Source organism: Mesorhizobium sp. AR10, assembly GCF_024746795.1.
GTDB lineage: Bacteria > Pseudomonadota > Alphaproteobacteria > Rhizobiales > Rhizobiaceae > Mesorhizobium.
Genome location: NZ_CP080524.1, coordinates 4,286,149 through 4,310,155, shown reverse-complemented (window position 1 = coordinate 4,310,155; position 24,007 = coordinate 4,286,149). Strand labels below are relative to the sequence as shown.

The window sequence follows — 24,007 nt, the reverse complement described above, 5'->3', positions numbered from 1 at the left end:
TTGAAATGGCGTCAGAGATCGGCGGGGGTCAGGAAGGCTTCGAGATAGCCGGTGCCTTGCGCGGCATCGGCAAGATTGCCGTTGAAGCGCACGACCGCAAGCCCGGAGGTGGGGAAACCGTGGTTCAGCATTCCCCGGGCAGCCTCCTCGCCGTCGCCCGAAACCGCCATGGCCAGGTCTTCCGTCATCGGGTTATGGCCGATGACCAGCAGCGAACCCGGTCCGCCATTCCCGCGGATGATGGCGAGGTAGCCGGCTGCATCTTCGCTGTAGAGCGTGTCGAAAAACAGCACCCGGCCGGTATCCGTATGGCCGGCCAGGCCTTCCAGCGTCTGGCGCGCCCGCTTGGCGTTGGAGCAAAGCGTGATGTCGGGAACGTAGTTGCGGACCCGCATGGCCGCGCCCATCACTTCGGCATCGGCGAGGCCGGACGCATCGAGCGGACGATCGAAATCGCGCACGCCCGGCAGGGCCCATCCTGCCTTCGCATGCCTCAACAGATAAAGTCTGCTCACCGATCCCTCGCTCGTGCCAAGCATCGAAAACCCGTCAAAGACGCTATGGGATTAGCCACGAGAAAGGCCTTGTGCACAATGGCCGCTTTCGCTCAAGCATAACAAATCATGCGCGAATTCGCTCGCGCCCTTCAAACAAAGGGTGCGGCCGAGGGCTATTCGTCGGACATTAACAATTGCGTGAAGCTGTCGCCGATTGCGCTTGTGCAGCCTTCGGTCCGCGAATATATAGGCGAAAATTTGGGGTTGTTGGGTGAGTCGAATGAACGCCATCGTTGCCGCCGATTACGTACCCTCCGAAGACGAGCCGTTCATGAACGAACGGCAGAAATCCTACTTTCGCCTGAAGCTCGTCACTTGGAAGACCGACATCTTGCGCGAAGCGCGCGAAACTCTCGAGATCCTGCAGCAGGAAAACGCCAACCATCCTGATCTCGCCGATCGCGCCTCCTCGGAAACCGACCGCGCCATCGAGCTTCGCGCCCGCGACCGCCAGCGAAAACTCATTTCAAAAATCGATTCCGCCCTGCAGCGCATCGATGAGGGCACATACGGCTACTGCGAGGAAACCGGCGAGCCGATCGCGCTGAAGCGGCTCGATGCGCGTCCGATCGCGACCTTGTCGATCGAGGCGCAGGAGCGCCATGAGCGCCGCGAGAAAGTCTACCGCGACGACTAGGTCGAGACCTGCAGCAAACGACTTGGCGACATTGGTTTTGAAAATGGCCGGTTTTCCGGCCATTTTTGTTATCAAGCCGCGCGGGTTTGGGCGGCGCTTTCCCTGGTTTGTCCGCTCACGCCTGATCGCGACAGGCTTTCTAGCTGCGTTTCTGGCTGGAGAGTTCGCCGAGAAGCTTCGTCATCTCGTCATCGAGAGAGGGCGGCGCCTTGGCTGCCGATTTGTTGGTGCTCGAATCGTCGAGCGAAACTTCAAGCTCCTGAATCAGCGCATCGTCAATGGAATCGCGTCTTGCCGGCGGCGGCGCATGTCGAACGGCATTGGCGTTGGCGGAGCCATAGGCAGGCAGCGGGGTAACGTTGGTTGACTGATAGCTTTGCACGGTCGGCTTTGGCGCCGGCGTTGCCGGACGAGGCCGAGCAGGGGTCTGGGCCACTGGATGCGGTGGCTGCGCCTGCCTGACCGGCGCTGCAGCAGCGGCTTGCGGCGCGCGCGGCCGCGGCGCCTGCTGCTGGCCGGCGTCTCCGGTCAGCGCCGGGCGGCGCGACGCCGACAGCCTGATGTCGCGCTCGACGACGACATCGGTCGGGCCACCGATCAGCAACAAATGTTCGATGTCGTCGCGACGCACCAGCACCAGCCGGCGGTGGCTGTCGACGGCGGTGGCATCCATGACGGCCAGTCGCGTCTTGCGGTTTCTGCCGCCGGCGACGAATGTTCCGAAGGTCAGATTGCGGACAAGCTTGATGATTACGAGGACGATGACCAGCAAGACAAGCGCGGCAAACGTCCACAGGATTGCCGCGGCATATCCAGGACCCGCCACGCTATCCAGCCACTGCAGCATCGGTGCCCCCAAATCGACTTTAGAAGAGACGCGACACTAGACTGTTGCGGAGGGCGACCGCAAGTTGCGTTTCACGCTTAGTGAACAGCTTGAAACACTATGAGCCGAATGGCGTCATTTTTATCGGACATTTGCCGCCGGGGCCTTTTCCGGGCACTGAGAATGTGATTCAACCGGGCACGCGCCGGAACACCGGAATTCAAGAGCAGGGGGCACATGGCCAAGGAAACGCGCGGCGATTTCTATCCGGTACCTATCGTCGACCAGAATACACGACCCGGTGCGGTTACCCGGCTCATCGTCTTCATCGTCGTTCTGACCGGGGCGGCGATCGTTTTCGGCCTTTTCCGCGAACGTCTTGGCGATCCCTTCCTGCTGGGAATGCTTGGCGTGCTGGCGATGATCGGGGTCGGCTTCCTGTTTGCCACCGCGATCGGTTTCGTGCAGATCGCACCGCGCTCGACGAGCGACGAACTGTCGAAAGCCTTCGTCGATTCGATGTCGCAGGGCCTGCTCGTCACCGACACCAAGGGCCGTGTCGTCTACGCCAACCGGGCCTATGCCGACATGACCGGTGCAGCGTCGGCGACGGACCTCAAGACGGTCGAAGGGCTGCTGTCGGACGTCCCCGAGGCCTCGGTGACCATATACCGGCTGGCGTCCGGCCTGCGCGACGGCCAGCCGGGCGATGGCGAGTTTCGGCTTGCGCAGTCCATTCGACCCGGCGCCGAACCCGGTGCGCGCTGGTATCGCGCCCGTGCTCGCGCTTTCAATGTTCCCGGCCAACGTCTGCCTTTGCTTGCCTGGCAGCTTGCCGACATCTCGCAGGAACGGGCCGAGCAGGAGCGCTTCTTTCTTGATCTGCAAAAGGCCATCGATCATCTCGACCATGCGCCGGCCGGCTTCTTTTCGGCCGACCAGGAGGGCCGCGTCACCTATATCAACGCCACGCTTGCGGAGTGGCTGGGTATAGACCTAGCCAGCTTCACGCCCGGCGCCGTCGCGTTGCCGGAGATCGTTGCCGGCGACGGCATGGCCCTCGTCCGCTCGGTCAAGGCCGATCCCGGCACCACCCGCAATGCGGTCATCGATCTCGATTTGACGACAACGAAGGGCGAGGCGCTGCCGGTGCGCTTCATGCACCGTGTTTCGGCCAGCCGCGAAGGCGTCAACGGCCCGACCCGCACCATCGTGCTCAACCGCACGCAGGGCGAGGACGCTTCCGCCGATCTTCGTGCCTCCGAGGTTCGCTTCACCCGCTTCTTCAATTCGACGCCGATGGCGATTGCCGCCGTCGACAAGAGCGGGCGCATCCTGCGCACCAACGCGCCTTTCCTGTCGCTGTTTTCCTCCGTCGTCGACGGCGACGCGGTCGACCGCCGCGTGCGGCTGGATACGGTGATCCACGAGCGCGACCGGCCGGCTTTTGCCGCGGCTTTCGAAAAGGCGCGGCAGCGGCAAGCCGACATCGAGCCGATCGACACCTTGCTGCCCGGCAATGAGGATCGGCATATACGCTTCTACGTCAATGCGGTCGCCGACGGCACCGGGGGCGAGGGCGCCGAAGAGTCGGCCATCGTCTACGCCGTCGAAACCACCGAGCAGAAGGCGCTCGAGGGCCAGATGGCGCAGAGCCAGAAGATGCAGGCGGTTGGCCAGCTTGCCGGCGGCATCGCGCATGACTTCAACAACGTGCTGACCGCCATCATCATGGCGTCGGACCTGCTGTTGACCAATCACCGTCCGTCGGACCCGTCCTTCCCGGACATCATGAACATCAAGCAGAATGCCAACCGGGCGGCTTCGCTGGTGCGGCAGCTGCTGGCTTTCTCGCGCAAGCAGACGTTGCGGCCGGAGGTGCTCAACCTGACCGACGTGCTCGCCGATCTCAGGATGCTGCTTGCCCGTCTGGTCGGCAACGACATCAAGCTGAAGGTCGATCATGGCCGCGACCTGTGGCCGGTCAAGGTCGATATCGGGCAGTTCGAGCAGGTGGTGGTCAACCTGGCCGTCAACGCGCGCGATGCGATGCCGGCCGGTGGCGACCTCACCGTGCGCACCCGCAACGTGACGGCGGACGAGTGCAAGACCTTTTCCTACCGCGAACTGGTGCCGGCGGACTATGTGGTGGTCGAGGTCGAGGATACCGGCAGCGGCATCGCGCCCGATGTGCTGAAGAAGATATTCGAGCCCTTCTTCACCACCAAGGAAGTCGGCAAGGGCACCGGCCTTGGTCTTTCCATGGTCTACGGCATCATCAAGCAGACCGGCGGCTTCATCTTCTGCGATTCCGAAGTCGACAAGGGATCCACCTTCCGCATCTTCCTGCCGCGCCACATTGCAGAAGCGAAGAAGGCCGGCGATCCCAGCGATGCGCCGGCGGCACCCGCGAAAATCGCCGACGCGGCCAAGGATTTGTCGGGATCGGCCACGGTGCTGCTCGTCGAGGATGAGGATGCCGTGCGCATGGGCGGCATGCGGGCACTGACGTCGCGCGGCTACACCGTCCATGAAGCATCCTCGGGCGTCGAGGCGCTTGAAGTGTTCGAAGCGCTCGGCGGCAAGGTCGACATCGTCGTTTCCGACGTGGTGATGCCGGAAATGGATGGGCCGACGCTGCTTGGCGAATTGCGCAAGCGCCAACCCGACATCAAGTTCGTCTTCGTTTCCGGCTATGCCGAGGACGCGTTTGCCAGAAACCTGCCGGCCGACGCGCAGTTTGGCTTCCTGCCAAAGCCGTTTTCGCTCAAGCAATTGGCCACGATCGTCAAGGATGTGCTGGAATCCTAAAGCGTGCCGCCCAAAAGTTCGAAGCGTTTCGGGGCAACGGCACGCGCAAAGCAATACCTAAAGCGCGTCGCCTGAATGTGATTGATCTCACAGACACCCATGATGGGCCGTTTACACGGGCGGTGCCGGAGAGCGAACCGTCCGACCATCTCAGTGGGGTCCGGCCACTGGAGCTTCGCAATCGCCGCTTGCGCATCGACGCGAGCTTGCCATGATTGCGGTGTTAAAACGCGGCGGGTCTTTTGGGGAGCATGCCGTGACGCCGCACAACGAGGCAGCCAAGGGTGACTATGCCGCAACCGTGTTGTTGCCGGGCGATCCACAGCGCGCCGAATGGATGGCAAAGACCTTCCTGGAGGCGCCGCGTTGCGTCAACCAGCGAAGGGGTGCGCTGGGCTTCACCGGCCTGTTTCGCGGACAGCCTGTCAGCATCCAGGCAACGGGCATCGGCGTCCCGTCATTCCTGATCTACGCGCATGAATTGCTGGATTACTACGGCGCCACCACGCTGATCCGCACCGGCACCTGTGGCGCTTTGACCGACAGCGTGAAACTGCGCAGCCTTGTCATCTCGCAATCGGTGCGGGCTGAAAGCGCCCAGAGCGGTCAGGTGTTTGGGCTCTACGACGCTGCCGCGGGGCCTGATCCCAAGCTGCTGGCCCAGGCGCTCGCGCGAGCCGCCGAACTCGGCATCGAACATCGTGCCGGGCTGACGGTCAGCAGCGACATATTCTATCATCCCGAGGGCCGCGCCCGCTTTGCCGAAGCGCAGGCGCTTGGTGCGCTCGCGGTGGATATGGAAACCAGCGCGCTCTATCGTATCTCGGCGCAGTTCGGCGCCCGGGCCCTGTCGCTCCTGAATGTCGTCGACAATGTCGTGACCGGCGAGCAAACGGAGTATTCCGAACGTCAGGCGCTTTTTACCGATATGACCCGTCTGGCGCTCGATGTTGCGGCCGACGGCTAGGCGACCTGTTCCGCGCTTTCTCGATGCGTATCAACGTTTCGTGCAGGTCGACGCGGTAAAGGCGCCGTCGGGCTGCTTCATGATGATGTCGAAGGAAGGGCTGGTCTGGCCGTCCAGTGTGGCCTGCGTCAGCGACAGGCTGTTGCCGCCAGCGGTGTAGCCACCCAGCGGCCCCAGCCAGGTCACGACGCCATTTGCATCCATCTGGTAGTTGTAGCCCTGCGGAGCGGTCCCAAACGTCACCGGCCCGCTGTAGACGTTGCCCTTGATGGTGATGTCGCCAAGGCTGAGGAACATGCCAAGCAAATAGACTTCGCAATGATAGGTCCCGTCCGGCAGCTTGCCGTCGGTGAAGTCGGCGCGTGCTCCACCGGTGGCTGCAAGCAGAAGCACAATGCTGAGAATGGAAGAAAACCTCGGTGCCATATCGTCGCTCGTTTGGGTCGAATTTGCCCTATTTTCCCGCGTGGCCGCAATGGGTGCCGTCACCGATTCACCGATGCAAGGCAGATCAAAATTTAGGCAATTGTGGTATTTGGGTGAAAATTAGGCAGGAGTGCGTAATTTTTTCTCAATCAAATTTTAACCAGCGCTTTTCGTCGCCAACCTATCTTTGGCGGCTAATATAATAACCATCTGATAATATTGGACTATCCTGGCGTTCCCGACGCAACTCCGGCGGTTGGCACAGCCGTTGCATAGTCTGTTTGCGATGCAATCAAACCAGCTTGGGAGTGCACAAATATGAGGGGTAGTTTCTCGACAATAACAAAGATGTTTTCGGCAAGCGTGGTCGCGGCGGGCCTGTTGACGTCCGTTCCGGCCAAGGCAGCTGACGACACAATCAAGGTCGGCATTCTCCATTCGCTGTCGGGGACCATGGCGATCTCGGAAACGACGCTGAAGGACGCCATGCTGATGCTCATCGACGAGCAGAACGCCAAAGGCGGCCTGCTCGGCAAGAAGCTCGAGGCGGTCGTCGTCGATCCAGCTTCCAACTGGCCGCTGTTCGCCGAAAAGGCGCGCGAGCTGATCTCCAAGGACAAGGTTGCGGCGGTATTCGGCTGCTGGACGTCGGTGTCGCGCAAATCGGTGCTGCCGGTGTTTTCCGAGCTCGACAACATCCTCTTCTATCCCGTCCAGTATGAGGGCGAGGAAAGCGAGCGCAACGTGTTCTACACCGGTGCGGCGCCGAACCAGCAGGCCATACCGGCCGTCGACTACCTAATGAGCGAGGACGGCGGCTCGGTGAAGCGCTGGGTGCTCGAAGGCACCGACTACGTCTATCCGCGCACCACCAACAAGATCCTGGAGGCCTATCTGAAGGCTAAGGGCGTCGCCGCGGAAGACATCATGGTCAACTACACGCCGTTCGGCTTCTCCGATTGGCAGACCGAGGTCTCGGCGATCAAGAAGTTCGGTTCGGCCGGCAAGAAGACCGCCGTCGTGTCGACCGTCAATGGCGACGCCAACGTGCCGTTCTACAAGGAACTCGGCAACCAGGGCATCAAGGCCGAGGACATCCCGGTCATGGCCTTCTCGGTCGGTGAGGAAGAGCTTGCCGGTCTCGACACCGCTCCGCTGGTCGGCCATCTCGCCGCCTGGAACTATTTCGAGAGCGTCGACACGCCCGAGAACAAGAAATTCATCGCCGACTGGCACAAGTTCATCAAAAACGACAAGCGCACCACCAACGACCCGATGGAAGCCCACTACATCGGCTTCAACATGTGGGTGAAAGCGGTTGAGAAGGCCGGCACCACCGATCCGGACAAGGTCATCGACGCCATGATCGGTGTCTCCGTGCCCAATTTGACCGGTGGTTATTCAACCATGATGCCGAACCACCACATCACCAAGCCGGTGCTGATCGGCGAAATCCAGGCCGACGGACAGTTCGAGACCGTCTCGCAGACGCCGGGCCTGGTCATGGGCGACGAGTGGTCCGACTTCCTGCCGGATTCGAAGGACCTGATCTCCGATTGGCGCGCGCCTCTGTCCTGCGGCAACTTCAATGTTGCCACCGGCAAGTGCGGCGGCAAGGGAACCAACTGATCCTCCCGGGTCTGACGGTCGTGGATTTTTCCACGACCAGGACCGCAAAGCGTTCCGGGCGGGCTCATCCTCCAGTCCGCCCGGACGCAAACTCAATCCCTGCGAGCTACCAGAAACCGATGAACCTGATCCGCGCGATTGGCCTTGTGCTGCTGTTCCTGCTGGCGACGCTGTTGCCGTCGAACGCTGCTGAAGCCGATCTTCGCGCCATCATCGCCAAATTCGCCACGGCCAGCAATTTCTCGGCAACCGAGGCTGTCGTGCGCGAACTCGCCGTCACCGGCGACCCCTTGGTTGAACGCCCGCTTGCGGCTCTTGCCGAAGGCGATCTTTACGTCCGCAAGGCCGATTCCCTGGTCTTCGTCGGCAAGGAGAGCGGCGACAGCATCGAGCTCTTTGACCCGCTGAGCGGCGAAAAGTCCGGCGACGCCGCCAAGGCCGACATCACCAAGATCAAGGTCAACAACACGCTGCGCCGCGTCATCCGCGATGCGCTTGGCACGCTGACGCTGCGTGCCAAGGATCCGGCCGTGCGCATTGCTGCCGCCGACACCATGTTCAAGACGCCCGACGCCGCAAACATCGAGCCGCTCGACGCCGCCATCGCCGGTGAAACCGTGGCCAGCGTCAAAGCCCTGTTCGAACAGGCCCGCTCGGCGTCCATTCTCGTCTCCGACAGGCCTGAGGCCGACAAGCTGGCGGCAATCGCTCTGATCGGCGCGCGCGGCGACCGCGATGCGCTGTCCCTGCTCACTTCGGTTGAGGCGAATTCGCAAGGGGCGGTCAAGGACGCGGCGGCGGCGGCAATGGCCAACATCAATGCGACGCTGGCATTCTGGGATGCGGGCCAGAACATCTGGTACGGAATTTCGCTCGGATCGGTGCTGCTGCTCGCCGCGATCGGCCTCGCCATCACCTTCGGCGTCATGGGCGTCATCAACATGGCGCATGGCGAGATGGTCATGCTCGGCGCCTACACCACCTTTGTCGTGCAGGAAGTGATCCGCAATTCTTTCCCCGGCCTGTTCGACTGGTCGCTGGTCATCGCGCTGCCGTTGGCGTTCCTCGTTGCGGCTCTGGTCGGTCTCATCATCGAACGCGGCGTGATCCGCTTCCTCTACGGCCGGCCGCTGGAAACGCTGCTGGCAACATGGGGCGTCTCGCTCATCCTGCAGCAGACTGTGCGCTCCATCTTCGGACCGACCAACCAGGAAGTCGGCAATCCATCGTGGATGTCCGGATCCTTCTCCATCGGCCAGCTTGCGATCACCTGGAACCGCCTGTGGATCCTGGTCTTCGCGCTCGGCGTGTTCGCGGTGCTGCTCTATGTGATGAAGCGCACCCCCTGGGGCTTGCAGATGCGCGCCGTCACCGCCAACCGCCGCATGGCCGCATCCATGGGCATCCGGACGCCATGGGTCGATGCGCTGACCTTTGCGCTGGGGTCCGGCATTGCCGGCATAGCCGGTGTCGCGCTCAGCCAGATCGACAACGTCTCGCCCAATCTCGGTCGCGGCTACATCATCGACAGCTTCATGGTCGTCGTCTTCGGCGGCGTCGGCAACCTCTGGGGCACGCTGGTCGGCGCCTTTTCGCTCGGCATCGTCAACAAGTTCCTCGAGCCCTATGCCGGCGCGGTGCTCGGCAAGATCGTCGTCCTGGTCCTCATCATCCTGTTCATCCAGAAACGCCCGCGCGGCCTGTTCGCGCTCAAGGGCAGGGCGGTGGAAGTATGATCACCGGACGCTTCTTTGCCGCCGGCGCCGACCGCCGCATCGCCATCACGATTCTCATCCTTTTGGCGGCCGCGATCATCGTGCCGTTGCTCAATCTCGTGGTCCCTCCGACAAGCGCATTCTACGTGCCGTCTTACATCGTCGCGCTGACCGGCAAGTACCTTTGCTATGCGCTGCTCGCCTTGGCGCTTGATCTCGTCTGGGGTTACTGCGGCATCCTTTCGCTTGGCCACGGCGCTTTCTTCGCGCTCGGCGGCTATGCGATGGGGATGTATCTGATGCGCCAGATCGGCTCGCGCGGCGTTTACGGCAATCCGCTGTTGCCCGACTTCATGGTGTTCCTGAACTACAAGCAGTTGCCGTGGTTCTGGTATGGTTTCGACCATTTCTGGTTTGCCGCGGTCATGGTGCTTGCCGTGCCCGGCCTGCTCGCCTTCGTCTTCGGCTGGTTCGCCTTCCGCAGCCGCGTCACCGGCGTCTATCTGTCGATCATCACCCAGGCGATGACCTATGCGCTGCTGCTTGCCTTTTTTCGCAACGACATGGGCTTCGGGGGCAACAACGGCCTGACCGATTTCAAGGATATTCTTGGCTTCAACGTGCAGGCCGACGCGACACGCTCGGCGCTGTTTGCGGCCAGCGCCGTCACGCTTGCGCTCGCCGTCTTCATCACCTGGGCAATCGTCGGCTCCAAATACGGCAAGCTGCTGATGGCGGTGCGCGACGCCGAAAGCCGCACGCGCTTCCTCGGCTGGCGGGCCGAGAACGTCAAACTGTTCGCCTTCACCGTCTCGGCGGTGATGGCCGGCATTGCCGGCGCGCTCTATGTGCCGCAGGTCGGCATCATCAACCCGGGTGAGTTCGAGCCCTCCAATTCGATCGAGGTGGTGGTCTGGGCGGCTGTCGGCGGACGCGGCACCATCGTCGGACCGATCATCGGCGCGCTTCTGGTCAATGCTGGCAAATCCTGGTTCACCGGCGTGCTGCCGGAGTTCTGGCTGTTTGCGCTGGGCGGACTGTTTGTCGCTGTCACGCTCTTCCTGCCCAAGGGTATCATCGGCATGTGGGATTCCTGGCGCGGCAACGCCAGGGCATTGCGGGCGGCCTCGATTGCCGAGGAAGCCGGCACCGATCTTGACGTCCCGCCGCCGCCGAAGACCGTTCGCACAGCAGCGAGAACGCCGGGCGACTGGTCCGCATCCAGCCCCGAGCCGCAGCCGGCGGAGTGAGCGATGTCGAAGAGCAACACCATTCTCTACCTCGACGGCGTCTCGGTTTCCTTCGACGGCTTTCGCGCCATCAACAATCTGTCGCTGGTTCTCGACAAGGGCGAGATGCGGGCCATCATCGGTCCCAACGGTGCCGGCAAGACGACGATGATGGACATCGTCACCGGCAAGACGCGTCCTGACGAGGGTGAGGTGTTCTTCGACGGCCAGGTCGACCTGACCAAGCATGACGAAGCCGAGATCGCCATGATGGGCATCGGCCGGAAGTTCCAGAAACCGACCGTCTTCGAAAGCCACACCATCGAGGAAAACCTGATGCTGGCGCTGAAGGGCCCGCGTTCGATCTTCCCGGCGCTGTTTCATCGCCGCTCGGCGGCCGAGACGCGGCAGATAGACGATATCCTCGGCATCATCCGGCTCGGTGACAAGCGTAGCGAAATCGCTGCCAATCTGAGCCACGGGCAAAAGCAATGGCTCGAGGTCGGCATGCTGCTCGCGCAGGATCCGAAGCTGCTGCTGGTCGACGAGCCGGTCGCCGGCATGACCGACGCCGAGACCGAGGAAACCGCGCGGCTACTCAAGGATATCGCGCGCGACCACTCGGTCATCGTCGTCGAGCACGACATGCATTTCGTGCGCGAGCTCGGCGTCAAGGTCACTTGCCTGCATGAGGGCTCGGTACTCTCCGAAGGCACACTCGATTTCGTGTCGGCCGACGAGCGCGTCGTCGAAGTCTATCTCGGGAGGTGACCAATGGTCTGGCGGGTTGCGTTCCATCGGTTCGACCTTTCCTTCTTCAGGCGTTGGGGAAAAGCATGCTCGAAGTGACCAATGCCACACTCCACTATGGCGCGGCCCAGGCGCTGCGCGGCGTCTCGCTCAAGGCCGGCGCGGGCAAGATCACCTGCGTGCTCGGCCGCAACGGCGTCGGAAAAACCAGTTTGATGAGATCGATCGTCGGCCACCACCGGCTGACGAGCGGAAGTGTTGCCTTCGAGGGGAAGGCGCTCGACCGGAGCGCGGCGTATGACCGCGCCCGGTCGGGCATCGCATTCGTACCGCAGGGCAGGGAGATATTTCCGCTGCTCACGGTGCGGGAAAACCTCGAATCGGGCTTTGCGCCGTTGAAGCGCGCCGACCGCAACATTCCCGGCCATGTCTTCGAGCTGTTTCCGGTGCTCAAGCAGATGCTGGGCCGCCGCGGCGGTGATCTTTCCGGCGGCCAGCAGCAGCAGCTTGCCATCGGCAGGGCGCTGGTGATGCGGCCGAAGCTGCTGGTGCTCGACGAGCCGACCGAGGGCATCCAGCCGTCGATCATCAAGGACATCGGCCGCGCCATCCGCTACCTGCGCGACCAGGCGGGCATCGCCGTGCTCTTGGTCGAACAGTATCTTGACTTCTGCCGCGAGCTCGCCGACGAGGTCAACATCATGGACCGTGGCCTCATCGTCCATACTGGCCCGGCCGAAGATCTCGATCGGGCGGATGTGCGGAAGTTCCTGACGGTCTAACCCGTTCTTCGGTCTCTCTTAAATCAGTTCATGCGCAACACTAGCCCAGCGAATATTGCGTGCTAATCTTTGCTTGGCCTTGGTGAGTCGGCCGCCTTCGTATCAGTCTGGTTTGTCGCGGATCGAGGGGAAGGCGCGGGTTCAACCGGCAAGTTCCACACAAGCAAGCACCCCTAGCTTCCCTCCTGCGACCTGTTTTTTGTTCAACGCGTTTGGGCAATCAGGGCTAGGGGACAGCCGATGGAACGTTTTGTCGAAGACTACCAGAGGCGACGGCTCACGGAGCGCGTCGACATCATCACCGCCATCAATATTCTGAAGTCGCAAGGCTACGGCCACGACGAGCTGATCAGCGAGATCACCAAGGTTTTCTACGTCGATCTCGATGCCTACAACGAGATCGTCATGGCGGCGTGAAGCCTGTCGCCGGGCCCTGCAATCGTCCACGACCGCGGGAGAAACACGCAGTCGGCCTCGCTGGCGAGCCTGGCTAACCTGTTCGCCGGAATGTCGAGGCAAAGACCCGGTTGCGACCGCCGCGCTTGGCGGCGTAGAGCGCCTTGTCTGCAGCGCTGAGCACCTTGTCGAAGCTCAAGCCTTCCTGGCTGCCGAAGGCGTATCCGGCGCTGACCGTGCATGACAGCGGACGGGTTTCGGTTTCGATCCGGCGCGCGGCCAAGGCTGCGCGTATCCGCTCAGCGGTGAATTCCACCTTCTCGGGCAAGGTTCGCTGCAGAACCAATGCGAACTCCTCGCCGCCTATGCGCGCGGCGTTATCGGCCGGGCGAATATTGTCGGTCAGGTCCTTGGCGAAAAGCTTCAGCACCTCATCGCCGGTGGCGTGGCCGAATTCGTCGTTGATCGCCTTGAAGCCGTCGAGGTCGAACACGACCACCGCCGTGAAAGCGTTGATCGGCGTGCCGCCATGCAGATCGAACAGGGCGCGGCGATTGAGCAGGCCGGTCAGCGGATCGGTCAGCGCATCCCGGCGGTGGTGTTGCGCCAGACGCCCCTGATTGAGCGCCAGCGAAAGCGCGCCGATGCCGGTCATGCAGGCGATGACGACGACGAGGCTCAAATCCTCGGCCCAGTTGCTTGGCGCATGTCCGAGCACAAGCTTGCCGTCCAGCGCCAGAACCAGGGCGCATAGGACGAAGGATATGGCGGTGATCGAGTAGAGCGCAGCTATGCCGATGATCGGGGCCGGGAACTCCTTGCGCCCTTTCCAGTATTCGAGAGCTGTCGCAAACAGCAGCAAGGCTGCGAAAGAGTTTTCGAGCATGAAGCCGAGCCCGTCATAGCCAAGCGCCATCGGCGGCAGCGCCACGGCGAGCGAAATGCTGCTGCCGACAACGATGCGCGGAAGCGGAGAGCGGCCTGTCGTAAACTGGTGGGCGGCGCCCAACATGGTCGAGAAACCAAGCAGGAGCAAGGCGAAGGTAGCGATGCCGAGCAGGCGCCCAGGCGTGTCGATATAGGCCTTGTAGGCGAAGATGTCGGCGACGACCAGCAACACGCTGACCGCCCATGTCAGCAGAAATTTTTCGGAACGCGCGGTGAGCCAGATGCCGAACAACGTCAAGCTCAGGCAGGCGGCGGAAAAACCGACAGCGAGCAGAAGTGAGTTGTAGTCGAGCGACATGCCCACGTCCTTGCTCACGACGGAGATCGGCGACTTGGCCGAACTGGATTCATGCAGCAAGGAGGTATCGATAAGGTTACGATAGCGGTGAAGAAGCCCAGATTCCGCTGCGTCAGTCCGTCACTCGCTTCATCAGCGCCATGGCGCCGAACGGTGCGCGCACCTTGCCCTCGGTGATGAAGTAGACGAATACGTCGCGCGGTTTGACCGGCGCGTCGGTCGCCGGATCGGCGCGCGGCAGGTCGGACGGCACCTTGCCTTCCGCCCAGACTTTTACCCGCGCGGCCCATTCGTCGAGGCCCTTCGGCGTGTAGCAATCGGGATTGTCGTCGCTGCCGGTCTGCAGCCGCGCATAGATGAAATCGCCGGTGATGTCGGCAACCGCTGGATACTTGGCATGGTCGGCATAGACGATCGCCACCTTGTATTTGCGCACAAGTGCTGCGAATTCCGGAACGACAAAGCTGTCGTTGCGCACCTCGACCGCGTGGCGCAGCGCAACGCCGTCCTGTTTCTCCGGCAACAGTTTCAAGAAAGCCTCGAAATCATCGGGATCGAACTTTTTTGTCGGCGCGAATTGCCACAGGATCGGCCCCAGTTTCTCGCCGAGAGCGGCAACGCCCGATCCGAGGAAGCGCGCCATCGACTCGCCGGCCTCTCCGAGCACACGACGGTTGGTGACGAAGCGATTGCCCTTCAGTGAATAGACAAAGCCGTCCGGCGCCTCGCTGGCCCATTTGACGAAGGTCGGTTCCTTGAAGCTCGAATAATAGGTGCCGTTGACCTCGATGCTCGGCACCTGCCGGGTGGCGTAGTTCAACTGCTTGGCCTTGGAGAGTTTGTCCGGATAGAACGACGTATCCCACGGCTCGAAGGTCCAGCCACCCATGCCGGCGCGGATTTTCCCCTGGTTGCTCATTGTCGTCCTCCCGAATTCTGAAATAGGTCAGGCAATTGCGCTGGTCTCGGTGCTCTTCGCCATGTCGACGAGCGTCCATCCCGGCCGGTACGGATTGGGCCGGCGACCCGTTTCGTGAAAGCCATAGGCTGCGTAAAGCGCGATGTTCCGCTCCATCCTGGCGTTGGTGTAGAGCCGCACCTCTGGCAGACACCAATGTCGCGTCTGTTCGTCCGCAAATCTAAGCAGAGCGATGCCAAAACCCTTGCCCTGAAAGACAGGCGCCACGGCGACGCTGAAAATCATGCTGTGATCTCTGTGCCGTTCCAGCACCAGCAGTCCGGCCGGCTTGCCGCCGCTTTCCAGCAGCCGCACCTCGCCCCGATCGATGCGCGGTGCATAATCCTCGGTGACCGGGATGGGCGGTGCGCCGAACAGCTCGGTGTAAGGCGCATAAGCGGCTTCGGTCAGCGAGACGACGGTTTGGAGATCATCGGCAAGCGCTCTTCGGAGTGTCATTCAAAAGCTCTCCAGGCGCCAACCGGTCCGGCCATCACTCCGCCGCTTCGCGCTTGCCTCCGGGCCTCCGCTCCAGAAGTTCCCTGAGGAACTGGCCGGTGTAGCTGCGCTTCTCGCGGACGATGTCCTCCGGCGTGCCGGAGGCCACCAGTTCGCCGCCGCCGTCACCGCCCTCGGGGCCGAGGTCGAGCACCCAGTCGGCAGTCTTGATCACCTCGAGATTGTGCTCGATGACGACCACCGTGTTGCCCTGGTCGACCAGTTCGTGCAGCACTTCGAGCAGCTTGGCGACGTCGTGGAAATGCAGGCCGGTGGTCGGCTCGTCGAGAATGTACAGCGTCTTGCCGGTCGCCTTGCGCGACAGTTCCTTGGCCAGCTTGATGCGCTGCGCCTCGCCGCCCGAAAGCGTCGTTGCCTGCTGGCCGATATGGATGTAGCCGAGCCCGACCTGCTTCAGCGTTTCCAGCTTGTCGCGCACGCCGGGCACCGCGGCAAAGAAATCGACGCCTTCCTCGACCGTCATGTCCAAAACGTCGGCGATCGACTTGCCCTTGAACAAGACATCGAGTGTTTCGCGGTTGTAGCGCCTGCCGTGGCAGACGTCGCAGGTGACGTAGACATCGGGCAGGAAATGCATCTCGATCTTGATAACGCCGTCGCCCTGGCAGGCCTCGCAGCGGCCGCCCTTGACGTTGAATGAGAAGCGCCCGGGCTGGTAGCCGCGCGCCTTGGCCTCGGGGAGGCCCGCGAACCAGTCGCGGATCGGCGTGAAGGAGCCGGTGTAGGTGGCGGGGTTGGAGCGCGGCGTCCTCCCGATAGGCGACTGGTCGATGTCGATGACCTTGTCGAGGAATTCGAGGCCCTCGATGCGGTCATGATCGGCCGGGTGCTCGCGCGAACCCATGATGCGGCGCGAGGCCGCCTTGAACAGGGTCTCGATCAGGAAGGTCGACTTGCCGCCGCCCGAGACGCCGGTGACGGCGGTGAAGGTGCCGAGCGGGATTTCGGCCGTGACGTTCTTCAGATTGTTACCACGTGCGCCGACGATCTTCAGGCGCCGGTTCTTCTTCGCCTCGCGCCGCACGCCCGGCGTCGCCACTTCGAGCGCGCCCGACAGATATTTGCCGGTGATCGAATTGGGGTTGGCCATCACCTGCTGCGGCGTACCCTGCGCGATGACATGGCCGCCATGGATACCGGCGGCAGGACCCATGTCGACGACATAATCGGCATGCAGGATGGCGTCCTCGTCATGCTCGACGACAATGACCGTGTTGCCGATGTCGCGCAGGTGCTTCAGCGTGTCGAGCAGGCGGGCATTGTCACGCTGGTGCAGGCCGATCGACGGCTCGTCGAGCACATAGAGCACGCCGGTGAGGCCGGAGCCGATCTGCGAGGCCAGCCTGATGCGCTGGCTCTCGCCGCCCGACAGCGTGCCGGAATTGCGCGACAGCGTCAGATAGTCGAGACCGACATCGTTGAGGAAGCGCAGCCGCTCGCGGATCTCCTTGAGCACACGCACCGCGATCTCGTTCTGCTTGTCGTTGAGCGAGGCGGGCAGCTCGGTGAACCACTTGTCGGCGTTCCGGATCGATTGTTCGGTGACCTCGCCGATGTGCTTGCCGGCGATCTTCACCGCCAGCGCCTCCGGCTTCAGCCGGTAGCCCTTGCAGACCGGGCAGGGAGTGGCCGACATGAAGCGCTCGATCTCTTCGCGCATCCAGGCGGATTCGGTTTCCTTCCAGCGCCGTTCGAGATTGGGGATGACGCCCTCGAAGGTTTTGGTCGTCTTGTAGGAGCGCAGTCCGTCATCATACTGGAACGTGACCTCACGCTCGCCAGTGCCGCGCAGGATGGCTTCCTTCGCCTCTTCGGTCAGATCCCTGAACTTGTCGCCGAGCTTGAAGCCATAGGCTTTGCCAAGCGCTTCCAGCGTCTGAGCATAGTAGGGCGAGGTCGACTTCGCCCACGGGCTGACGGCGCCGTCGCGCAACGAGACGTTTTCGTCGGGTACTATCAGGCTGGGATCGATGGCGCGCTGGCTGCCGAGGCCGTCGCAGGTCGGGCAGGCGCCGAACGGATTGTTGAAGGAGAACAGGCGCGGCTCGATCTCGGGTATGGTGAAACCGGACACCGGGCAGGCGAATTTTTCCGAGAACAGGATGCGCTCATGCGTCTCGTTCTTCGACTTGTTGACCGAATCCTCGCCAGTCTGGCTGGCGTCGAGCGGCTTGTCGGCAAATTCGGCTACTGCCAATCCGTCGGCCAGCTTCAGCGCCGTTTCGATGGAATCGGCAAGCCGGGTGGCTAGATCGCCGCGCACGACGATGCGGTCGACGACGACGTCGAGATCGTGCTTGTACTTCTTGTCCAGCGCCGGCACGTCGGCGATCTCATAGAAGACGCCGTCGACCTTGACGCGCTGAAAGCCCTTCTTCTGCAGCTCCAGCAATTCCTTGCGGTACTCGCCTTTGCGGCCGCGCACCATCGGCGCCAGGATGAACAGGCGGGTGCCTTCTTCGACTGCGAGCACCCGGTCGACCATCTGCGAAACCGTCTGGCTCTCGATCGGCAGGCCGGTGGCCGGCGAATAGGGGACGCCGACGCGCGCGAACAAGAGCCGCATATAGTCGTAGATCTCGGTGACGGTGCCAACCGTCGAGCGCGGGTTCTTCGAAGTGGTCTTCTGCTCGATGGAGATTGCCGGCGACAGACCGTCGATCTGGTCGACGTCGGGCTTCTGCATCATTTCGAGGAATTGCCGCGCATAGGCCGACAGGCTCTCGACATAGCGGCGCTGGCCTTCGGCATAGATGGTGTCGAAGGCGAGCGACGACTTGCCGGACCCCGACAGGCCGGTCATGACGATCAGGCTGTCACGCGGCAGGTCGAGATCGACGTTCTTCAGATTGTGTTCGCGCGCCCCGCGAATGGAAAGATATTTATGGTCGGCCATCGCCGGTCGCCGCCTCAGGTCTGGAATCTGCTGGAGTGGCGGGTTTGTCCCGACCATCCCCTATGTAGGTAATTTCGCCGCCACGTCGAGAGACGCCACAATTCTCGACCAAAGTCGTTTAACCGTCTTTCGCGCGAAGGGGCAAGCAGAAAGAACAAAGACCGAACACGCTCCTGACAAAATCTGTGTGCCACCCGGCCTCACGAACTGTCTCACGATCACTTTTTTCGGTAATCGGCTATTCAAGGTTGACGTGCTCGAGTCAGGGGAGCAGACTCCCAAAGTCAACGAAGCCGGCCGTCTTTCGATGGCCTCGCTGCCCACAGGCGGCCTGCGAGACGCCGCAGGTATTGGCGATAGGCGCTTCGGACGACAACAGTCGCAACGGACACAGGAGCGGAGCATGACGCCACCGGATAGTCCATTGAGGCTCCACATATGGCTGGAGCCGCGGCAGGCATAAGTGCCAGGGCAAAGCGTTCGCGCCGCCCGAAAAACCGTGACCTGCCGTCCCCCACAAAAATCAGAGACTGCTAGTCGGATCGTCGGCTGAATGCCGCGAAGCATCCGAAATCAAAGTCGGTATAACACTACCGTCAGATTGGATTTAAGATCCATAAAAAGCCCCGACCGTTTGCGGAAGCAACGGCGGGGCTGTTATTTTATGTGGCTGCAGTTTGGAGAGGCCGTCGATATCAATGATGGGGAGGCTTGATCGCCCCGGCACCGACATCGATGGTGATGCTGCCGGAAATCCGGACATCGGTGTCGCCGATCTTGAACGAGCCGTTCTCGCCGGCGGGCAGGGCGTCGTCGGGCTCGGGCTGCGGGGCCGGCTGGGCGATGCGATAGTCGCTGGTCACCCCGGGCAGGGCGCCTTTTTGCGCAGGCGCCAAACTGTCTTCGGCGAAGGCCGTGCCGCAGATCATCGCCAATGCGGCAACGCCGATGATCAGCCGGTTCAAATGCTTGCATGAATCCTTGTAGGGCATCATCAAACTATAATGATGCGAAGCAGGCGAAACCAGTCCGGCCGCGTGAAAATTGCCGTCGGGTCGACCGGCCCCGGGGTTCAATTCGCCGGCTCAGTTCTCACGCCGCCTGTTTGCGCGTATCAAAAACATGGTCGACGATACCCCATGCCTTGGCTTCCTCGGCAGTCATGAAATAGTCGCGGTCGAGCGTGCGTTCGACCTCTTCGGCTGTGCGGCCGCAATGCTGCGCATAAAGATCGGCCATCCGCCGCTTGGTTCGAAGAATTCCTTCGGCATGGCGCTGGATGTCGGAGGCCTGGCCCTGGAAGCCGCCGAGCGGCTGATGCAAGAGGATGCTGGCATTGGGCAGTGCGATACGCCGTCCCGGCGTACCGGCCATCAGCAGGAACGAGGCCATCGAGGCGGCAAAGCCCATGCACACGGTTGACACCGGGCAACTGATATAGCGCATGGTGTCGTAGATGGCGAAGCCGCTGGTCACCACGCCGCCGGGCGAGTTGATGTAGAGCGCGATCTCCTTGTCGGGATTGTCCGATTCCAGCGACAGCAGCTGGGCGCAGACCAGCGCCGACATGCCGTCGTCGATCGGCCCGTTGATGAAGACGATGCGCTCACGCAGCAGCCGCGAAAAAATGTCGAAGGCGCGTTCGCCGCGGCTCGACTGCTCGATCACCATCGGCACCAGATTGGCAAGGCCGCTCATTTGTTTCTCTCCGTTGGTTGTTTCGATCAGGCCGCGCGCAGGCGAGGCGCGTTCGCGGCGATTGGTTGCCTGTATGCGCTGAGCGAAAGCCGGCAACCGGCGCCGGCAAGGGCGACCGCTGGCATCGCTGTTTTGGCAAATCCGTCGTGGACGATGCGCAGATGCGTGCCGCCGGAAACGGTGCGGGCGAGCGTGAAGGTGACGATGCTGTCCAATGGGCTGCCCAGTGGGCTGTCGAGCCGATCCCGTGCATCGCCAGGCTGCGGCCGCTCCCGCCAGGAATAGCGCAGCAGGCGTCCGGGTTCGGCATCGAGGATTTCGCAGTCGATCGGCGCATCCGGCCCGGTAAAGGCAAAGCGGCTGCCGATTTCCGGTTCGATGTCGTTCGGCATCATCCAGGCCGCCAACAGTTCCGGCACCGTCAGTGCCCGCCACACCTTTTCCGGCGGTTCCGCAAGCTCGCACTCGAAGGCGAGCGTGTCTTCCCTGTGCTTTTCGTTCGTCATTGGTCCATGTCCTTCAAAACGGCCTTCAGCCTTTCGATGCGCTCGGGCCAGAACGCCCGATAGCGTTCGATCCAGCCGAGCAAGGGGCCAAGCCCCTGCGGATCAGCGCGATAATAGGCGTTGCGGCCGGCCCGCCGCTCGACCACCAGCCCGGCGCCGCGCAGCACCGCCAGATGCTGGGAGACCGCCGGCTGCGACACGCTCATGCCATTGCGCAGTTCCGATACGCTCATCTCGCCGGCGGCGAGCCGCTCATAGACGGCGCGTCGCGTCGGATCGGCCAGTGCGCGAAAAATCTCAGCTTCGATCATGGCCAAAGCATAAGTCGATACTTATTGATTTGGCAAGCGCTGTTTTATACGATCGTGGGAAGCCAGCGCCTCACCATCTCCGGGGATCCGTCGAACGTCGCCTCGAAGATCGGTGACGCGAGCACGGCCTGTATGTGAAGCATTTCGGAGCCGACGTTTCGAAAGCCGTGTTTCCTGTGCGCGGGAACGACGAGCGACTGTCCCGGTGTCAAGACGCCACGATCCTCGTCGATCCACATCTCGGCCTTCCCGGCTATCACGGTAAGCACTTCCTCAACCGGGTGCCAATGTGTCGGGGCACCAACGGCAGGCTCCACCCATTGTTCAAAAATACAAAGTTGGGCTGCACCGTTGCCGGCAGAAACATGCATCCGGGTTTCTACCCCTGCTCGCCACCTCTCGCATGGCTGATTGGTATGGGAAACGACTTTCATTGGGGTCGCCCTTTCGATCTCCGGCCCGAGACGCATCGTATTGTGCTGTGGACCCATGCTGTTGCGCAAGCGTTCGGGCTGTTATGCTGAGCGGTGGATTTCGGGGGCAGTCCAATGAGCACGAAGGACTTGATGCCGAGCGAGGCGGTCATTGCCGCCATCCAGAAGGATTTCGAACTCTACGAGAGCGAGCGGCTCCGCGCAGCCGGCAAGGTCAGGTGGCAGCTGCCGCTGTTCTTCGGCCTGCTGATTGTCGTCGCGGTGCTGCTGACGCTCCTGTTCAACGAGCTTGCCGCCGAACAATGGTTCTCGCAGCCGCACATCGTTCTCTACTGTGCAACGATGGCCGGAGCGTTCCTTGCCTATAAACTTGGAATGAAGCCCGCCACCGACCTGCAACAGTCGTTTCGCGCGCATCTTCTGCCTGTCATCCTCGGTTTCGTGACCGACGTGACCTATCGGCATGGTGTGCGGCCAATCTCGTTCGCCCGGCTGCCGACGGAAGCGACCGGAAGCTTCGATCGCGAATATTTCGACGATGTAATCTCCGGGACATATGAGGGGTTCCCGTTCGAGCTTTACGAGACGCATCTGACGCAGAAACGGACCGACACCGAAACGCTGTTCAAAGGCGTCATTCTGGCGTTCCAACAAGCCAGACCATTCCCTGGCCTGTTGGTCGCCACGCGCAGGGCCGGCCCGGTGTCGCAATTCTTCCGTGACGTCTTTGGCGGCAAGCTGCTGGAGATCCAATCCGGCATGCCTGTTCTCGACGGCCGCTACGAATTCCGCACCGACCATGTCGATGCGGCGCGGCCCCTGGTCAGCGGCGATCTTGCCCGGGCCTTGCAATTGCTGGGCGAGACCTGGCGGGACGAACCGGTGCGCGTGGCGCTGCACGGCGATGACGGGTTTTTGCTTTTGCCGTCCTCGAAGAATTTCTTCGAACTTCCCGACATCTCGGCGCCGCTCGACCACGGGAAATATATCGAAAAGACCGTCGCCGAAATGGCGGCGCTGCTGGCGACGGCAGCACTTGTCCGCAAAGCTGGCACGGCAGAATCTTCGGACACCGATGCCGGCGTGAAAAGCGCGGAGTGACAGGCCCGGCCGAGGCCATTGCCGACATTCCTTGACAACAGGCGTTGGTGGACCTAGAACGAAAAGAGAACAAAAAACCTTGTGGGAAAAGGCAGCCACAGCAGGCGGGGATTGTCCGCAGCCTGTAAGGTGCGGCGACAAAAATTTGGTTCGGATGAGCGCGGAGAAGTATCATGGCGGGTAGCATCAACAAGGTCATTCTGGTGGGCAACCTCGGGGCGGACCCTGAAATCCGCCGCCTGAATTCGGGTGAACCGGTCGTCAACATCCGCATCGCCACGTCGGAAAGCTGGCGCGACAAGAATTCCGGCGAGCGCAAGGAAAAGACCGAGTGGCACAATGTCGTCATCTTCAACGACCAGATCGCCAAGGTGGCCGAGCAGTACCTGAAGAAGGGCATGAAGGTCTATGTCGAGGGCCAGTTGCAGACGCGCAAATGGCAGGACCAGACCGGCAATGAACGCTACACGACCGAGGTCGTTCTGCAGAAATTCCGCGGCGAGCTGCAGATGCTTGACGCACGCGGGCAGGGCGAGGGCGGTCAGGTCGGCGGCTATTCCGGCGCCGGCGGTGGTGCTGCCCGCGGTTCCGATTTCGGCCAGTCCGGTCCAGGCGAGGGCTTCAGTCGCGGTGGCGGCGGTGCCAAGAGCGGTGGTGGCGGCGGTTCGTCGCGCGAGCTGGACGACGAAATCCCGTTCTGAGCCCATCAACGACCGGAGAGGCGACAATGTCGCTGGGACCGCTGCTTGCCGCACCCCCTCCAATCCCGTGGCATGCCTTTGCGGCCTTTGCCGCCCTGGTGACCGGCGCCACTCAGCTGGCGCTGCCCAAGGGCACGACGCGTCATCGCGTCGTCGGCTATGTCTGGGCGACGCTGATGCTGGCTATCGCCATTTCGAGTTTCTGGATCCAGCAGATACGCCTTGTTGGCCCTTTCAGCCCGATTCATCTGCTGTCGATCCTGGTGCTGGTCACCGTGCCGCTGGCGGTTTGGTATGCGCACAGCCATAAAGTCACCGCGCATCGAGGCGCCATGATCAAGCTCTATGTTTTCGCGCTGATCGGCGCCGGCGTGTTCACGCTGCTGCCCGGCCGGATCATGCACGCGGTCGTGTTCGGCCAGTAGGGCGGCGCAGCCTCGCAAGGAAGAATTCAGTGAAAGCACGCGTCAAGTGGGTCGAGGAACGCACCTTTGTCGGCGAGTCCGGCAGCGGCCATAAGGTCGTACTCGGAACCGCGTTCGGCCCGGAAGGCAGGACGCCGGGGCCGAGCCCGATGGAGCTGGTGCTGATCGGCACCGGCGGCTGCTCGGCCTATGATGTGGTCCACATCCTGGAAAAGGGCCGCGAGGCGGTCGAGGATTGCGTCGTCGAACTCGACGCCGACCGGGCGGAAACCGAACCCAGGGTGTTCACCCGCATCCATATGCATTTCATCGTCAAGGGCCGGGCGCTCTCGCACGACAAGGTGAAGCGGGCGATCGATCTCTCGATCGAGAAATACTGCTCGGCGACGGCCATGATGGCCAAGACAGCGACCGTCACGCACGATTTCGAGGTGATCGACACGGCGGCGAAGTAAGACTGCGCGCCGGTCCAGGGGGCGAGGCCGGT

The 24,007-nt window shown here is 62.2% G+C and carries 25 protein-coding genes; 13 read left to right on the top strand and 12 right to left on the bottom strand.

Annotation, left to right across the window (positions count from 1 at the left end; all coding sequences use genetic code 11):
- Positions 1-11 precede the first annotated feature (11 nt).
- Positions 12-515, bottom strand: coding sequence for a SixA phosphatase family protein (locus tag LHFGNBLO_RS24445; RefSeq protein WP_258601874.1), 504 nt, complete (start codon positions 513-515; stop codon positions 12-14).
- Between the two features lie 262 nt (positions 516-777).
- Here LHFGNBLO_RS24445 and dksA point away from each other — a divergent pair, with 262 nt between their 5' ends.
- On the top strand, positions 778-1,194 hold the full coding sequence (gene dksA, locus LHFGNBLO_RS24440; RefSeq protein ID WP_258601873.1) for an RNA polymerase-binding protein DksA: 417 nt from the start codon (positions 778-780) through the stop codon (positions 1,192-1,194).
- Positions 1,195-1,333: 139 nt separating this feature from the next.
- Here the strand turns inward: dksA and LHFGNBLO_RS24435 are convergent, their stop codons facing one another.
- Complete coding sequence (locus tag LHFGNBLO_RS24435; RefSeq protein WP_258601872.1) at positions 1,334-2,041, bottom strand: flagellar biosynthetic protein FliO; 708 nt, start codon at positions 2,039-2,041, stop codon at positions 1,334-1,336.
- Between the two features lie 216 nt (positions 2,042-2,257).
- Here LHFGNBLO_RS24435 and cckA point away from each other — a divergent pair, with 216 nt between their 5' ends.
- Together cckA and LHFGNBLO_RS24425 are read left to right on the top strand one after the other, a co-directional pair.
- Positions 2,258-4,831, top strand: coding sequence for a cell cycle histidine kinase CckA (cckA, locus tag LHFGNBLO_RS24430; RefSeq protein ID WP_258601871.1), 2,574 nt, complete (start codon positions 2,258-2,260; stop codon positions 4,829-4,831).
- 256 nt (positions 4,832-5,087) lie between these two features.
- A complete protein-coding gene (locus tag LHFGNBLO_RS24425) occupies positions 5,088-5,798 on the top strand; it encodes a DeoD-type purine-nucleoside phosphorylase (protein WP_258601870.1) in 711 nt (236 codons plus the stop codon).
- A gap of 30 nt (positions 5,799-5,828) precedes the next feature.
- Here LHFGNBLO_RS24425 and LHFGNBLO_RS24420 read toward each other — a convergent pair whose 3' ends face one another.
- Positions 5,829-6,224 carry a hypothetical protein gene (locus tag LHFGNBLO_RS24420; RefSeq protein ID WP_258601869.1) on the bottom strand — a complete coding sequence of 132 codons (396 nt, stop codon included), beginning with the start codon at positions 6,222-6,224 and terminating at the stop codon, positions 5,829-5,831.
- A gap of 318 nt (positions 6,225-6,542) precedes the next feature.
- Here LHFGNBLO_RS24420 and urtA point away from each other — a divergent pair, with 318 nt between their 5' ends.
- The 6 genes from urtA (at position 6,543) to LHFGNBLO_RS24390 (ending at position 12,746) form a co-directional block, all read left to right on the top strand.
- Complete coding sequence (gene urtA / locus LHFGNBLO_RS24415) at positions 6,543-7,853, top strand: urea ABC transporter substrate-binding protein (RefSeq protein ID WP_258601868.1); 1,311 nt, start codon at positions 6,543-6,545, stop codon at positions 7,851-7,853.
- A gap of 119 nt (positions 7,854-7,972) precedes the next feature.
- Positions 7,973-9,589: an urea ABC transporter permease subunit UrtB gene (gene urtB, locus LHFGNBLO_RS24410; protein ID WP_258601867.1), complete on the top strand. Its 1,617-nt coding sequence runs from the start codon at positions 7,973-7,975 to the stop codon at positions 9,587-9,589.
- Positions 9,586-10,818, top strand: coding sequence for an urea ABC transporter permease subunit UrtC (urtC, locus tag LHFGNBLO_RS24405; RefSeq protein ID WP_258601866.1), 1,233 nt, complete (start codon positions 9,586-9,588; stop codon positions 10,816-10,818). Before urtB ends, urtC begins: the two co-directional genes overlap by 4 nt.
- Before the next feature lie 3 nt (positions 10,819-10,821).
- A complete protein-coding gene (gene urtD, locus LHFGNBLO_RS24400; RefSeq protein ID WP_258601865.1) occupies positions 10,822-11,568 on the top strand; it encodes an urea ABC transporter ATP-binding protein UrtD in 747 nt (248 codons plus the stop codon).
- A gap of 65 nt (positions 11,569-11,633) precedes the next feature.
- Entirely contained in the window at positions 11,634-12,329 is a 696-nt protein-coding gene (gene urtE / locus LHFGNBLO_RS24395) for an urea ABC transporter ATP-binding subunit UrtE (RefSeq protein WP_258601864.1), read from the top strand.
- A 240-nt stretch (positions 12,330-12,569) separates the two neighbouring features.
- A complete protein-coding gene (locus LHFGNBLO_RS24390) occupies positions 12,570-12,746 on the top strand; it encodes a hypothetical protein (protein WP_258601863.1) in 177 nt (58 codons plus the stop codon).
- 73 nt (positions 12,747-12,819) lie between these two features.
- Here LHFGNBLO_RS24390 and LHFGNBLO_RS24385 read toward each other — a convergent pair whose 3' ends face one another.
- From LHFGNBLO_RS24385 to LHFGNBLO_RS24345, 9 genes are all read right to left on the bottom strand, one after another.
- On the bottom strand, positions 12,820-13,971 hold the full coding sequence (locus tag LHFGNBLO_RS24385) for a GGDEF domain-containing protein (protein WP_258609873.1): 1,152 nt from the start codon (positions 13,969-13,971) through the stop codon (positions 12,820-12,822).
- A 112-nt stretch (positions 13,972-14,083) separates the two neighbouring features.
- On the bottom strand, positions 14,084-14,890 hold the full coding sequence (locus LHFGNBLO_RS24380; RefSeq protein WP_258601862.1) for a DUF72 domain-containing protein: 807 nt from the start codon (positions 14,888-14,890) through the stop codon (positions 14,084-14,086).
- A gap of 27 nt (positions 14,891-14,917) precedes the next feature.
- Positions 14,918-15,388, bottom strand: coding sequence for a GNAT family N-acetyltransferase (locus tag LHFGNBLO_RS24375; RefSeq protein WP_258601861.1), 471 nt, complete (start codon positions 15,386-15,388; stop codon positions 14,918-14,920).
- A gap of 34 nt (positions 15,389-15,422) precedes the next feature.
- Positions 15,423-18,344 carry an excinuclease ABC subunit UvrA gene (gene uvrA / locus LHFGNBLO_RS24370; RefSeq protein WP_258601860.1) on the bottom strand — a complete coding sequence of 974 codons (2,922 nt, stop codon included), beginning with the start codon at positions 18,342-18,344 and terminating at the stop codon, positions 15,423-15,425.
- Between the two features lie 695 nt (positions 18,345-19,039).
- Complete coding sequence (locus LHFGNBLO_RS24365; protein ID WP_258609871.1) at positions 19,040-19,273, bottom strand: hypothetical protein; 234 nt, start codon at positions 19,271-19,273, stop codon at positions 19,040-19,042.
- Between the two features lie 163 nt (positions 19,274-19,436).
- Positions 19,437-20,042 (bottom strand): ATP-dependent Clp protease proteolytic subunit, encoded by a 606-nt coding sequence (locus tag LHFGNBLO_RS24360; RefSeq protein ID WP_258601859.1) that lies wholly within the window; start codon positions 20,040-20,042, stop codon positions 19,437-19,439.
- A gap of 26 nt (positions 20,043-20,068) precedes the next feature.
- Positions 20,069-20,548 carry an SRPBCC family protein gene (locus LHFGNBLO_RS24355; protein WP_258601858.1) on the bottom strand — a complete coding sequence of 160 codons (480 nt, stop codon included), beginning with the start codon at positions 20,546-20,548 and terminating at the stop codon, positions 20,069-20,071.
- Positions 20,545-20,859 (bottom strand): ArsR/SmtB family transcription factor, encoded by a 315-nt coding sequence (locus LHFGNBLO_RS24350; RefSeq protein WP_258601857.1) that lies wholly within the window; start codon positions 20,857-20,859, stop codon positions 20,545-20,547. The genes LHFGNBLO_RS24355 and LHFGNBLO_RS24350 overlap by 4 nt, the downstream gene beginning before the upstream one ends.
- 44 nt (positions 20,860-20,903) lie before the next feature.
- Entirely contained in the window at positions 20,904-21,293 is a 390-nt protein-coding gene (locus tag LHFGNBLO_RS24345; protein ID WP_258601856.1) for a cupin domain-containing protein, read from the bottom strand.
- A 114-nt stretch (positions 21,294-21,407) separates the two neighbouring features.
- Between LHFGNBLO_RS24345 and LHFGNBLO_RS24340 the strand changes: the two genes are divergently transcribed.
- The 4 genes from LHFGNBLO_RS24340 to LHFGNBLO_RS24325 all read left to right on the top strand — a co-directional run bounded on the left by LHFGNBLO_RS24340 (position 21,408) and on the right by LHFGNBLO_RS24325 (position 23,975).
- Positions 21,408-22,394: a hypothetical protein gene (locus LHFGNBLO_RS24340; protein WP_258601855.1), complete on the top strand. Its 987-nt coding sequence runs from the start codon at positions 21,408-21,410 to the stop codon at positions 22,392-22,394.
- 173 nt (positions 22,395-22,567) lie between these two features.
- Positions 22,568-23,095, top strand: coding sequence for a single-stranded DNA-binding protein (ssb, locus tag LHFGNBLO_RS24335; protein ID WP_319944175.1), 528 nt, complete (start codon positions 22,568-22,570; stop codon positions 23,093-23,095).
- A 26-nt stretch (positions 23,096-23,121) separates the two neighbouring features.
- Complete coding sequence (locus LHFGNBLO_RS24330; protein ID WP_258601854.1) at positions 23,122-23,520, top strand: DUF2306 domain-containing protein; 399 nt, start codon at positions 23,122-23,124, stop codon at positions 23,518-23,520.
- A gap of 29 nt (positions 23,521-23,549) precedes the next feature.
- The gene (locus LHFGNBLO_RS24325; RefSeq protein WP_258601853.1) at positions 23,550-23,975 is read left to right on the top strand and encodes an OsmC family protein; all 426 of its coding nucleotides are present in this window, start codon (positions 23,550-23,552) and stop codon (positions 23,973-23,975) included.
- Positions 23,976-24,007 lie beyond the last annotated feature (32 nt).

What these genes read in the sequence shown, in the direction of transcription:
- dksA (WP_258601873.1), top strand. Translation starts at nt 778, where the DNA reads ATGAACGCCATCGTTGCCGCCGATTACGTACCCTCCGAAGACGAGCCG.
- LHFGNBLO_RS24435 (WP_258601872.1), bottom strand. Translation starts at nt 2,041, where the DNA reads ATGCTGCAGTGGCTGGATAGCGTGGCGGGTCCTGGATATGCCGCGGCA.
- cckA (WP_258601871.1), top strand. Translation starts at nt 2,258, where the DNA reads ATGGCCAAGGAAACGCGCGGCGATTTCTATCCGGTACCTATCGTCGAC.
- LHFGNBLO_RS24420 (WP_258601869.1), bottom strand. Translation starts at nt 6,224, where the DNA reads ATGGCACCGAGGTTTTCTTCCATTCTCAGCATTGTGCTTCTGCTTGCA.
- urtA (WP_258601868.1), top strand. Translation starts at nt 6,543, where the DNA reads ATGAGGGGTAGTTTCTCGACAATAACAAAGATGTTTTCGGCAAGCGTG.
- urtB (WP_258601867.1), top strand. Translation starts at nt 7,973, where the DNA reads ATGAACCTGATCCGCGCGATTGGCCTTGTGCTGCTGTTCCTGCTGGCG.
- urtC (WP_258601866.1), top strand. Translation starts at nt 9,586, where the DNA reads ATGATCACCGGACGCTTCTTTGCCGCCGGCGCCGACCGCCGCATCGCC.
- urtD (WP_258601865.1), top strand. Translation starts at nt 10,822, where the DNA reads ATGTCGAAGAGCAACACCATTCTCTACCTCGACGGCGTCTCGGTTTCC.
- urtE (WP_258601864.1), top strand. Translation starts at nt 11,634, where the DNA reads ATGCTCGAAGTGACCAATGCCACACTCCACTATGGCGCGGCCCAGGCG.
- LHFGNBLO_RS24390 (WP_258601863.1), top strand. Translation starts at nt 12,570, where the DNA reads ATGGAACGTTTTGTCGAAGACTACCAGAGGCGACGGCTCACGGAGCGC.
- LHFGNBLO_RS24385 (WP_258609873.1), bottom strand. Translation starts at nt 13,971, where the DNA reads ATGTCGCTCGACTACAACTCACTTCTGCTCGCTGTCGGTTTTTCCGCC.
- LHFGNBLO_RS24380 (WP_258601862.1), bottom strand. Translation starts at nt 14,890, where the DNA reads ATGAGCAACCAGGGGAAAATCCGCGCCGGCATGGGTGGCTGGACCTTC.
- LHFGNBLO_RS24375 (WP_258601861.1), bottom strand. Translation starts at nt 15,388, where the DNA reads ATGACACTCCGAAGAGCGCTTGCCGATGATCTCCAAACCGTCGTCTCG.
- uvrA (WP_258601860.1), bottom strand. Translation starts at nt 18,344, where the DNA reads ATGGCCGACCATAAATATCTTTCCATTCGCGGGGCGCGCGAACACAAT.
- LHFGNBLO_RS24365 (WP_258609871.1), bottom strand. Translation starts at nt 19,273, where the DNA reads ATGATCTGCGGCACGGCCTTCGCCGAAGACAGTTTGGCGCCTGCGCAA.
- LHFGNBLO_RS24360 (WP_258601859.1), bottom strand. Translation starts at nt 20,042, where the DNA reads ATGAGCGGCCTTGCCAATCTGGTGCCGATGGTGATCGAGCAGTCGAGC.
- LHFGNBLO_RS24355 (WP_258601858.1), bottom strand. Translation starts at nt 20,548, where the DNA reads ATGACGAACGAAAAGCACAGGGAAGACACGCTCGCCTTCGAGTGCGAG.
- LHFGNBLO_RS24350 (WP_258601857.1), bottom strand. Translation starts at nt 20,859, where the DNA reads ATGATCGAAGCTGAGATTTTTCGCGCACTGGCCGATCCGACGCGACGC.
- LHFGNBLO_RS24345 (WP_258601856.1), bottom strand. Translation starts at nt 21,293, where the DNA reads ATGAAAGTCGTTTCCCATACCAATCAGCCATGCGAGAGGTGGCGAGCA.
- LHFGNBLO_RS24340 (WP_258601855.1), top strand. Translation starts at nt 21,408, where the DNA reads ATGAGCACGAAGGACTTGATGCCGAGCGAGGCGGTCATTGCCGCCATC.
- ssb (WP_319944175.1), top strand. Translation starts at nt 22,568, where the DNA reads ATGGCGGGTAGCATCAACAAGGTCATTCTGGTGGGCAACCTCGGGGCG.
- LHFGNBLO_RS24330 (WP_258601854.1), top strand. Translation starts at nt 23,122, where the DNA reads ATGTCGCTGGGACCGCTGCTTGCCGCACCCCCTCCAATCCCGTGGCAT.